This is a genomic window from uncultured Methylobacterium sp. (assembly GCF_964242245.1).
In the GTDB taxonomy this organism is placed as follows: Bacteria; Pseudomonadota; Alphaproteobacteria; order Rhizobiales; family Beijerinckiaceae; genus Methylobacterium.
In genome coordinates this window covers 1-10284 of record NZ_CAXTBY010000126.1, presented here as the reverse complement: position 1 = coordinate 10284, position 10284 = coordinate 1, and the positions used below count along the sequence as shown (strand labels likewise).

10 protein-coding genes, 1 tRNA gene and 1 other RNA gene are annotated in these 10284 nt (G+C 71.4%); 5 read left to right on the top strand and 7 right to left on the bottom strand.

All coding sequences use genetic code 11. From position 1 onward, the window contains the following. The 3 genes from ACFE8Y_RS18725 to ACFE8Y_RS18715 form a co-directional block, all read right to left on the bottom strand. On the bottom strand, positions 1–110 hold a 110-nt coding region (locus ACFE8Y_RS18725), incomplete at its 3' end, for a hypothetical protein (RefSeq protein WP_375465888.1). 178 nt (positions 111–288) lie between these two features. Beyond that, complete coding sequence (locus tag ACFE8Y_RS18720; RefSeq protein WP_375465887.1) at positions 289–2445, bottom strand: glycosyltransferase family 2 protein; 2157 nt, start codon at positions 2443–2445, stop codon at positions 289–291. Between the two features lie 5 nt (positions 2446–2450). Beyond that, entirely contained in the window at positions 2451–3524 is a 1074-nt protein-coding gene (locus ACFE8Y_RS18715; protein ID WP_375465886.1) for a hypothetical protein, read from the bottom strand. 220 nt (positions 3525–3744) lie between these two features. On the opposite strand from ACFE8Y_RS18715, the gene ACFE8Y_RS18710 reads away from it, so the two are divergent. Continuing rightward, a tRNA-Val gene (locus ACFE8Y_RS18710) sits at positions 3745–3819 on the top strand. A gap of 270 nt (positions 3820–4089) precedes the next feature. On the opposite strand, the gene ACFE8Y_RS18705 is transcribed toward ACFE8Y_RS18710, so the two are convergent. Further along, entirely contained in the window at positions 4090–4482 is a 393-nt protein-coding gene (locus ACFE8Y_RS18705; RefSeq protein WP_375465885.1) for a TIGR02300 family protein, read from the bottom strand. 207 nt (positions 4483–4689) lie between these two features. On the opposite strand from ACFE8Y_RS18705, the gene ACFE8Y_RS18700 reads away from it, so the two are divergent. After that, positions 4690–4881, top strand: coding sequence for a hypothetical protein (locus ACFE8Y_RS18700; protein ID WP_375465884.1), 192 nt, complete (start codon positions 4690–4692; stop codon positions 4879–4881). Between the two features lie 181 nt (positions 4882–5062). Here ACFE8Y_RS18700 and ssrA read toward each other — a convergent pair. Further along, positions 5063–5420: a transfer-messenger RNA gene (gene ssrA, locus ACFE8Y_RS18695) on the bottom strand. 110 nt (positions 5421–5530) lie between these two features. On the opposite strand from ssrA, the gene ACFE8Y_RS18690 reads away from it, so the two are divergent. Beyond that, positions 5531–5803, top strand: coding sequence for a DUF2312 domain-containing protein (locus ACFE8Y_RS18690; RefSeq protein ID WP_375465883.1), 273 nt, complete (start codon positions 5531–5533; stop codon positions 5801–5803). A 53-nt stretch (positions 5804–5856) separates the two neighbouring features. Here the strand turns inward: ACFE8Y_RS18690 and ACFE8Y_RS18685 are convergent, their stop codons facing one another. After that, positions 5857–7404 carry a GMC family oxidoreductase gene (locus ACFE8Y_RS18685; protein WP_375465882.1) on the bottom strand — a complete coding sequence of 516 codons (1548 nt, stop codon included), beginning with the start codon at positions 7402–7404 and terminating at the stop codon, positions 5857–5859. Continuing rightward, on the bottom strand, positions 7401–8855 hold the full coding sequence (locus ACFE8Y_RS18680; RefSeq protein WP_375465881.1) for an alpha/beta hydrolase: 1455 nt from the start codon (positions 8853–8855) through the stop codon (positions 7401–7403). Before ACFE8Y_RS18680 ends, ACFE8Y_RS18685 begins: the two co-directional genes overlap by 4 nt. 139 nt (positions 8856–8994) lie before the next feature. Here ACFE8Y_RS18680 and ACFE8Y_RS18675 point away from each other — a divergent pair, with 139 nt between their 5' ends. Both ACFE8Y_RS18675 and ACFE8Y_RS18670 read left to right on the top strand, forming a co-directional pair. Further along, positions 8995–9525, top strand: a complete 531-nt coding sequence (locus ACFE8Y_RS18675) for a cupin domain-containing protein (protein WP_375465880.1) — start codon at positions 8995–8997, stop codon at positions 9523–9525. A gap of 59 nt (positions 9526–9584) precedes the next feature. Beyond that, a complete protein-coding gene (locus tag ACFE8Y_RS18670; protein WP_375465879.1) occupies positions 9585–10163 on the top strand; it encodes a CoA-binding protein in 579 nt (192 codons plus the stop codon). The last annotated feature ends 121 nt before the right edge of the window (positions 10164–10284 follow it).

Sequence of the window (10284 nt, the reverse complement as noted above, 5' to 3'; positions counted from 1 at the left end):
GCGATCTTGGCCGGGTCGCGATCGACGCACACCACCACGTGACCGAAATCAGCCAGGCACGCTCCCGACACCAGACCCACGTACCCGGAACCGACCATCGCAATGCGCATGCAACCTCCGTCATCAAGCCGGGCGCGGCCGCCAGTTGCGATGCAACATTAGCCCGGATCATCGGTGGGCGGAACAGGGCCCATTCCGCCCGGAAGACCTCGGAACTGCGTCGTTTTTTTGTGTACGGCGCTCCGCATCCCATCGCAGGCTGCGGGCCCCGACATCCATCCGGCGTCGTCACAGGCGGTAATGGCCGGAATTCCGGGACAGGTTGACGTTGTAGTACGGATCGGCGCGGAGCTCCGCGCCCCAGCGTTCCCGCATCACCCGCGTCTCCCCCTCGAAGCGGGCGCGCTTCTCCGGCGTGTCCTCGGCGCCGCGACTCTTCGACTCGTGGTGGACGAGCTTGGCGAACGGCGTCCACACGATCCGGTAGCCGGCCGCCCGCACCCGCAGGCAGAGATCGACGTCGTTGAAGGCGACCCGCAGGTGCTCGGCATCGAAACCGCCGACCTCGCGGAAGACCTCCGCCCGCATGGCGAGGCAGGCGCCGGTCACGGCCGAGACCTCGTGCGCCTGGACCATCCGCCCGAAGTAGCCGGGATCGTCGTCCGAGACGCCGTGGTGGGAGTGGCTCGCCACCCCGCCGATGCCGAGGACGACGCCGCCGTGCTGCACCGTTCCGTCCGGGTAGAGCAGCTTGGCACCGACCGCTCCGATCGCCGGATCGAGGGCGGTCGCGGCGAGTTCGCGCAGCCAGCCCGGCTCGATCACGTCGACGTCGTTGTTGAGGAACAGCAGCACGGTGCCGGTCGCCGCGGACGCGCCCCGGTTCGACAGGTCGGAGAAGTTGAAGGCGCCGGGCACCGGCAGGACGCGCAGGCGCGGCTCGCCGCGGTAGGCGGCAAGCAGGGCCGCCGTCTGCGGCTCCCGGCTGTCGTTGTCGACGACCAACACCTCGATGTCGGGATAGTCCGTCCGCGTGAACAGGCCGTCGAGGGTGACGCGCAGGAGTTCGGCGCGGTCCCGCGTCGGGACGATCACCGAGACGCGCGGCGCGGGCGTCGGCAGCGGCCGGACCAAGCGGTTGAAGCCGAGGGGACCGCGCTCGGCCCGGCCGCCCCAGGGGGCGACGATCTCGCTGAGCGCCCTCAGGCGCGCGGCCTCCGCCCGGGCGAGCCACCGGTCCGAGAACGTGCCCGAGCCGATGGCCGCGCGCCAGTGGTAGAGCACCGCCGGGATGTGGCGGATGCGGGCCGGGTCGAGCCGGTCCGTGAGGCGCAGCAGCAGATCGTGGTCCTGGCTGCCCTCGAAGCCCGGGCGCAGGCCGCCGACCGCCCGGAGCGCGTGCGTGCGGATCACCGCGAGGTGGTTGATGTAGTTCTGTCCGTAGAGCAGTTCGCGGTCGAACTCCGGCTTGAAGTGCGGCTCGAAGCGGCGCCCGCCCGCATCGATCTTGTCCTCGTCGCTGTAGATCAGCACGAGGTTGGGATCGGCCCGGATCACCCGGGCGACCTCGTAGAGCGCCTGCTCGGGCAGCGCGTCGTCGTGGTCGAGGAAGGCGGTGAAGAGCCCCGCGGCCATCGCCACCGCGTCGTTGGTCGCCCGGGCGATGTGCCCGTTCTCGGGCCGGCGCAGCACCTTGATGCGCGGGTCGGAGGCCGCGAACCGCGCGAGCAGGGGGGGGATCGCCGGGTCGTTCGAGGCATCGTCGACGATGCACAGCTCCCAGTGCGGGTAGAGCTGGGACAGCACCGAGCGCAGGGCGGCGCGCAGCACCCGCGGAGCCGGATCGTGCACCGGCATCACGACCGAGATCAGGGGCGGCGCGTCCCAGGCTTGAATTTCGGCCCGGATGCGGCGCCGGTCGGCCTCGCTCACGGTGGCGCAGCGCCGAATCCACGACGGGTAGCCGCCCTCGGCGCGGTGGCGCAGCGCCCGGTCGAGAAAGCTGCGCCCGCGCACCCGCTTGCCGACGCTGCGCCAGTACACGGCCCGCACGGTGAGGCCGGGGGCGCGGGCGAACGCCCGGGCGACCAGCGCCGGCCGGCCGCGGCACCGGATCGCGATGCGGCTCAGGGCGGGCGGGCGCCCACCGGCGAGCGGTGCGATCCGCAGGGCACGGGTCGCCGGCGGCAACTGCCCGGTCCAGGCGAACACGCCGCAGCCGAGCGCCTCGTCGGCGAGCGGAGGCCCGGCCCGGCCCTCGTCGGCCATGAGCACGCTCATCAGCAGGCGCGCGTCGCGCGCCGCCCCGGGGTCGTCGGTCAGCGTGATCGTGACCCAGGCGCCCCCGAGGTCGAGGCCATCCAGGTCGAGCCGCAATCCGCCCGCGTCGTCGACGACCGACAGGCGCCGGAGCGGCCGGCCGGCCCCCGCGAGGGTGGCATCGATGTCCGTCACGTCAACGCGTCCAGCTCTTGGCGCGGCCAGCTCTTGGCCAGCGAGGTGAGCACGGCATCCGACATGGCGATGTCGAAGACGAGCATGTCGGCGACCGCCTTCACCCCGCGCAGGCGTTCGGCGAGCGCCATCGCCTCGGGCGCGATCGGCGTCGGAACCGGCAGGGGCACCGCGGCGTCGAGGCCGATCCTGTCGAACAGCGTCGAGACGAAAGCCTTGAAGTACGTGCGGTGCCCGACGATGCCGAGGCGGGCGAGGATCTCGATCGCCACGATCGAGTTGCCCGGGTGCAGCCGGTCGTCGGGCAGGCGGGTGCCGAGTTGGCGCGACAGCGGGTTGTAGAGAAGGTGGTAGGCCGGTTGCGGCAGCATCCGGAAGAACCGCTTGAGGCTCCTCGCGTCGGTGAAGTCGTAGGCTGCGGCAAACAGCGCCGCCTCGCCGTATCGTCCGGTACGCCAGCTTGCACCGTCCTCGGCCGCCACCGCCGCGCGCGCCTTCAGCCAGAGCATCCGCGTCGCCATCTCGACGTGAGGGTCCTGCAGCAGGATCGCCGAGAGCATCCGCTCGGGGGGAAAGTGCTGCTCGTAGCGCGGCACGACGATCGCGCCGGACAGGAATTGCGAGGCCGGTTCGGGGTTCGCGAAGATGCAGCTCAGCATCTCGTCGGAGAGGCGCTGCAGGTTGAAGTAGGATTGCTGAAAATGCGGGAACAACGCGTTCTGGACCTCGACCTCGGGATGGATGCCGGTGTTGAGGAGCAGCACCCTCTGCTGGACGAGGCCGTCGCGGGGTACGCGCCGATGCACCAGCAGGTTGGTGTCCGCGTCGTACAATTCGAGGCGGGGCATGTCAGCAAGCCCCGGCACCACGGCCTCAGTCAGCTCGAACACGCATTGGCCGGTGGCGTGCCAGCCGTTCTGGCGAAACGCCCCGTCGACGATGGTGGCCGGGATCTCGGCCAAGCGCAGACCCTCGGCCGCGACGACGACCCGGCTGATCGCCGACGGGTTGTCCGGGACGATCCACCCGTAGATCCGGTCGCCGGTATCGAAATCAATGAAGAACCGCATGTCCCATCGCTGCCGCGTCCGGTCTCCGGACACCCATCGTCGGCCCGCGCGGGCCGGGGCGGGCCATAGCGCATTTTCCGGGCCGGTGCAGCGTCGCCCGGCCCGAGCAGGCGCTGCCGGACGCCGCGTCCTCGCGTGACCCGGGCGCCGATCTTCGGCTTGCACGCCCCTTCGCCGAAGGCTATAGGCCCGGCACACCGAAGCGGAACGGCTTCGGCAAGGGCGCGTAGCTCAGCGGGAGAGCACTACCTTGACATGGTAGGGGTCACAGGTTCGATCCCTGTCGCGCCCACCATTCCGCCCGGTCCGGAATGGTCGAAGACGAGGCAAGGGCTCCGCGCGGGGGCCCTTTTTCGTTTCTGAGGCGGTTCGGCCGACGACGCCCGACGAGCCCGTTGGCGAGGGCAGGTGGAAGCCCCGCGGCGGCGGCCGCGGCGCCTCCCTTCGTCAAGATGCCGTCCCCGTGACCAGGACCCGCTCGGGCCGAACCGTCCAGTTCCGCAGGCGAGGCCGCCTACGCCTGGATCGGAACGGCCTGACTGCGAACCGGAGGACGCCGCCGCGGTCAATCGTCCTCATCTTCCTCGACATCGACGAGATCGGTCGTGTCGTCGTCCTCCTCGTCGACCACCAGGGTGTCGTCGTCGGCCGCCTCGCCGTCGGCTTCGGCCTCGATCACATCGTCGGTCTCGGTGTCGGTGTCCTTCTCGGTCTCCTCGGCCTCGACCTCGTCGAGGGAGACGAGTTCCGGACCGGCGGCATCGGCCTCGTCCTCATCGGCGACGACGGGCTCCTTTCGCGCCGCGACGGGTGCGGAGCGGCTGGTGAAGGGTGTGAGGGCGGCGGTCGGAACGACCTCGCCGGAATAGGGGGACACCACCGGATCACGACCGAGATCGTAGAACTTCCTGCCGGTCGTGGGACAGATCCGCTTGGTGCCGAGTTCGGGACGAGCCACGTGCGCCTTCCTGTGTCAGTGCGATCAAGCCCCGTGATGTCGCGGGTTTTCGCGCGGTGTCAATTCGCGCGGCGGCACGGAGGGCATGCCGCGGTTGCAGCGGAGCCGCCCGACAGACCCGGGTCGCGCCGTCGAGGGCGCGGGAACGCGGGCACGGGCGCAGCCGTTTCATGGGACCAGACCCTGCACAGTCGGAGAACCAACCCCATGAAGCTCCCCATTCTCAGCGCCGGCCTCCTCGCGGTCGGCCTGCTCGGCCACGCGGTGTCGGCGGAGGCCAAGGGCTGCATCAAGGGCGCCGTCGTCGGCGGCGTCGCCGGGCACATGGCCGGGCACGGCAAGGTCGGCGCCGCGGCCGGCTGCGCCGTCGGACATCACAACGCCAACAAGAAGAGCTGACCGACCTTCCCATCGCACTCCGTCCTCTCCGAGGGCGGAGTGCGTTCGCACCCGTCGGCGCGTTCCGCGAGAGGACCAGCAGACGCCGACAGTCCCGGCCTCGCAAGCTGCGAGGATGGACGCAGTGCCACCGTCGCGTTGCCACACGGGTTTGATCGGGAAGGATGGGTCCCGGGGCCGAAGCCCCGGGTTCTGTTTCTACGGTTACCCTACCGCAAGATGCTTACGCCGCGAGGCGGGCATCCATGACAACGTTATCGTTGGCATTTAGAGTTTGGCCAAATATCCGGAATGGGGGTTGCCCACGCCGAACCGGTCGAATCCTTACCGACAGCCGCATCATAGCCCACCGAGGTGAGCGTGAACTCGCGATCCCTTTACCGCCCAGTCGAACCTGTTTCGCCCCCATCAGAAACGCATCCACGATGCGTTCGTGGTGGAGGCGCCGGAGTACTGCCCTCCGGGTCCTGAAACGTTATTACGAACCGGTCATCAACCGTGGACAAATCATAGCAGAGTCCGGCCGGTCGGTCCACCGAATCCGACCGTGCAGCGATCCGCGTCCGACGAGACAGCGATCCCCGGATTAACCGTTCCGTCACCCCGATGCGTGAGGACGCCGTTGCGGCTTTTCGCGAAGGGGATAGGCATGTCCGACACGATTGGGATCGCAGGCGATCGCATCCGGTCCATCATCGAGCGCATCGAGCAGGTCGACGCGGAGATCAAGGCGCTGATGGAGGGCAAGAAGGAGATCTTCGCCGAGGCCAAGGGCGAGGGCCTGGACGTCAAGATCCTCAAGGAGATCATCCGCCTGCGCAAGCAGGACCAGGATGCGCGCGACGAGCACGAGACCCTTCTCGACGTCTACATGCGGGCGATGGATGCGCCGAGCCCGGCACTGCTGGCGTCCGCCGCCTGATCAGCGGGCGCGACCCGCGGGCGGCTGCGTCGATCGCGGTGCGGGGCGGCCGCTCAGTCGCCGCGCAGCACCGCCTCCGCGCTCCGCAGGCTCAGGGCCATGATGGTGAGGGCGGGATTGGCCGCGAGCGAGCTCGGGAACGTCGAGCCGTCGCAGATCCACAGGTTCTGCACCTCGAAGGACCGGCCGTGGGGGTCGACCACGGCGCTGTCGCCGTCCCGGCCCATCCGGCAGGTGCCGATGGTGTGGGCGACCCGCTCCAGGGTCCAGATGTCCCGGGCCCCCGCTTCCTGCCACAGCGCCGTCATCAGCTTGGTCGCGTGCGCGTTCAGCCGGTCCTCGTTGCGGCCGTAGCCGAAGCTGACGTGGGCCTTGCCCATCCCCAGCGCGTCGGTCTCGTCGGAAAGGGTCAGGACGTTGCCTTCGCGGGGCAGCGTCTCGCCGTTGATGCCGATGCCGGCGACGTGGTTGTAGCCGTGCAGGTAGTCCGTGAGCGGCTGCCCCCAGAGCTTGCGCCCGCGCGCCACGGAGTTGGCGAAGGTCAGCGGCGCGATGCCCAGGCTCTGCACGAGGTAGCCGCCGGCGAAGTCGGCGTCCTTCGGCCGGATCATGTCCTCGGTGATCAGCGAGGAGGGGTAGCCCTTGTTCGGCCGCGTCTCGGCGTCGAACGTGCCCCAGACCTGGGTCGCGACGTGGCCCATGTAGTTGCGCCCGACCTGACCGCTGCCGTTGGCGAGGCCGAGGTGCAGCAGCAGCCGCGGCGTCTCCACCGCGCCCGCGCACAGGAACACCCGCGCGCAACGCTGGCGGTGGTCGGCCCCGCCCTGGCGGTAGACCACCGCCGTGATCCGGCCCGCCCGGTCGCGCTCCAGCCCGTGGACGCGGGCCTCGGGCCGGATCTCGGCCCCGTGCGCGACGGCGAGCGGCAGGTAGGTCACGTCCATGCTGGTCTTGGCGCCGTTGCGGCAGCCCTGGTGGCAGTAGCCGCAATTGATGCAGGCGTGGCGTAAGCGCCCGCCCTCCTGCGGGAAGTCGCGCGAGACCACGGCGGCGGGCGCGTCGGCGGTGCGCACGCCCAGGGCCGCGCAGGCTCGGCTCATGATCTGCGCCGAGGCGTTGCGCGGCACCGGCGCCAGGGGATAGCGCCGGCCCGGGTCCCACGGGTAGCTCTGCGGGCCGGACACGCCGAGAAAGGCCTCGACGCGCTCGTAGAACGGCAGCAGATCGTCGTAGTCGAGGGGCCAGTCGACGCCCTCACCGGATTCCGTGCGGATGCGCAGGTCGCGCCGGTCGGCCCGCGGGCAGAACGCCCCCCAGTGCAGCGTCGAGCCGCCGACGCCGGTGCCGCTGTTGTTGGCCCCGAACGCCTCCGGGGTCGCGCCGCCGCTCAGGCGCTCCTCCGTCCAGTAGATCTCGTCGGCCAGCGTCTCGTCGAAGGCGAAGCGTTCCGGGTCGAAGTTCGGGCCGGATTCCAGCGCGACCACGCGCAGGCCGGCGGCGGCGAGGCGCGCCAGCAGCGGCGCCCCGCCGGCCCCGGTGCCGATGACCACGGCATCGACCACCGCCTCGGTCTCGTAGCGCCGCATCGCGTCGAGGTTCATCGCGCGTCCTCGCCCTGCGAAGCGCCGGCCGCAACGGGCTCCCAGGCCTCGCGCTCGCCGAGTCCGACTTGGCCGAGTCCGACGTGGCCGAAGCCCACGGTCGGGACACCGTCGCCGCCAGCACCGATGCCGGAGAAGCCCAGCCGGGCGAGTGCGGCCGGGTGAGCGAGGTAGGTTCGCACCACGTCGCCGCGCAGATCCTCGAACCAGAACGTCATCTGTTCGGCATCGAGCGGACGCGACCCCTCACCCGGCAGCGTGCCGGCCTCGACCGCCGTCAGCACGCCGTCCTGCCGCGCCCCGTCGAGGGCGAGGAACGGGTGCCCGAGCGCGGCAGACGCAACCGCGTCGAGGCTGCGCAGAGCGGCGCGATAAGCCTGCGCGTCCGGCGGCAGGGCGGCGAAGCGCCAGCCGTCGCCGGCGCCGCTCGCGAGCCGGGCGTCGATCCGCGCGGCGATGTCGATCCGGGCGTCGCCCGGCTGCGGCAGCACCCGGTCGATCACGGCGCGCAGGATCGCGAGTTCCACGGCGTCGAGCGCCCGCGGCCGGTAGCCCGGATCGTCCGGCTTCGCCCGGTCGTGCAGGGCGCCGCGCAGGCGGCTGTTGACGCGGTCGGATTCGATCAGCCCACGATAGGCGGCGTCGATCACGGGCGCCTTACCCGGTGGTGACGGCGGCGCGAAGGCGTGTTCACCGATCAGGTCGGCGACGGCCTCGGGCCGCTCCAGCGGCAGCAGGTGGCCGGCGCCGTCCAGCGTCACCGCGCGGACGTCGGCGCAGTGCGGTGCCATCAGCGCTCCTTGCGCCTCCGGCCCGAGGTCGGCGTCCTGCGATCCGCTCAGGATCAAGGCCGGCGTGCGGAGAACGCCGATGCGCCCGCACCAGTCCTCCCGGCTGCCGTCGGTGAGCCACGCAATCCAGGCCGCGGGGTCGGCGCGCAGCACGTCCGCGACGGCCGTCGCCTCACGCTCGGGATCGAGCGGCGCGCCGACGTTGTTCGCGACGTAGCGCGCGGCTTCGCGGCGGCGGACCTCGGGCTCGGCGCCGATCCAGGCGATCATCGCCCGGCGCCGTTCCTCGTCCATCGGCTCGGGGCTCGGCGGGGAGCCGGCGAGGAGCACGAGGCCGGCGAGACCTTCGAGCCCCGCCTCGCCGTCCTCGGAGCGGCGGGCCAGGGCGAGGGCGACCTTGGCGCCCATGCTGTGGCCGGCGATCAGCCAGCGCGTCGGCGCGGCGTCACGGATCCGCGCGGCGACGTGGTCGGCCATCGCGGCGACCGAAAAACCCGGCACGTCCGCGGCCGCGCCGAAGCCGGGCAGGTCGATCGGGACGACGACCAGCCTGCCGCCGAGGCGCCGCGCCACGGGCTCCCATTCCCGCGCGCTCCCGCCGAGGAAGTGCAGGCAGAACACGGTGGGCGGCGGGGCGCCGGTCGGAGCAGGCTGGTCCATGCTTGCGAAGTCGCGCGCGGTGCGGTGCAATCAAGCAGCCGCGACGCCGCGCAGCACCCGAGGCCGTCGCGAGCCTTGCGCCCGTCGGCAGGCGTCACATCTCGGATCGACGCTTCGACGCGCCGAAGGGAGGGACGACATGCATGACGACCAGGAAGCCTCGGCGGGCCACGCGCATCCGCACCAGCCCGAAGGGCCGCCCGCGTCAGGCGCGGAGCGTTGGAAGCACGACGGCGTGCGCGTGATTCCCGGCGACCGGCTCGACCCGAACACGGCGCAGACGCCCGGCATGTTCCGGCAAGCGGCGATCAACCACGCCCGCGTCGGCGCGCAGAAGATCTGGGCCGGCACGGTCGCGATCGAGCCCGACGCCAAGACCGGGGTGCACCACCACGGCGCCCTGGAGAGCGTGATCTTCGTGCTGTCCGGCCGCGCCCGGATGCGCTGGGGCGAGCGGCTCGAATACGTGGCCGAGGCCGGCCCCGGCGACTTCATCTTCGTGCCGCCCTTCGTGCCGCACCAGGAGATCAACGCGCTGCCCGATCAGCCGCTGCACTGCGTGCTGGTGCGCTCCGACAACGAGGCGGTGGTGGTCGCCATCCCCAACGTCGAGCCGGTCGAGCGGCCCGAGACCGTCCCCTGGATCGACCCGATCCATCGGCATCCCTGACCCTGCCGCGAGGCCCGGACCTTGCCGTTCGCCGGGCGATCATCGACAACCGGCACGCCATGATCCCCAGCCTCGACCAAGCCCCCGACGGCCTCGCCACCCGCCACGGCCGCTACCCGGACGCCCACATCCGCGCGATCCTGCGGGCGACGCGCACGATCGCGCTGGTCGGCGCCTCCGCCAACCCGGCGCGGCCGAGCTGGATCGTGCTGAAGTACCTGCTCGATCGCGGCTACGCGGTCACCCCGGTCAATCCGGGTCTTGCCGGGCAGACGCTGCTCGGGCGGACCGTGGCGGCCTCGCTGGGCGCGTTGGCCGAGCCCGTCGACATGGTCGAGATCTTCCGCAATTCCGCCGCCGCCGGCCCGCTGGTCGACGCGGCGCTCGCCCTCGACCCGCTGCCGAGGACGATCTGGATGCAGCTCGGCGTGCGCGACGACGCGGCCGCCGCACGCGCCGAGGCCCGGGGCGTCACCGTCATCATGAACCGGTGCCCGAAGATCGAGTACGGCCGCCTCTCGGGCGAGATCGGCTGGACCGGCGTGAACTCGCGCATCATCAGCGCGCGAAAGCCGGTGCTGGCCGCCAAGGGCGTGCAGAAGCTCACCATCGCCCCCCGCGGCGGCGGCACCGACTGATACGATTGCCGGTTGATCAGTTCGGTGGCGCGCCTTCCCTCCCCCCTCTGCCACCGTATTCACCCGTCTCTCGACGCGATCGGATGAGGCGCGGGTCCCCTCTCCCCGCACGCGGGGAGAG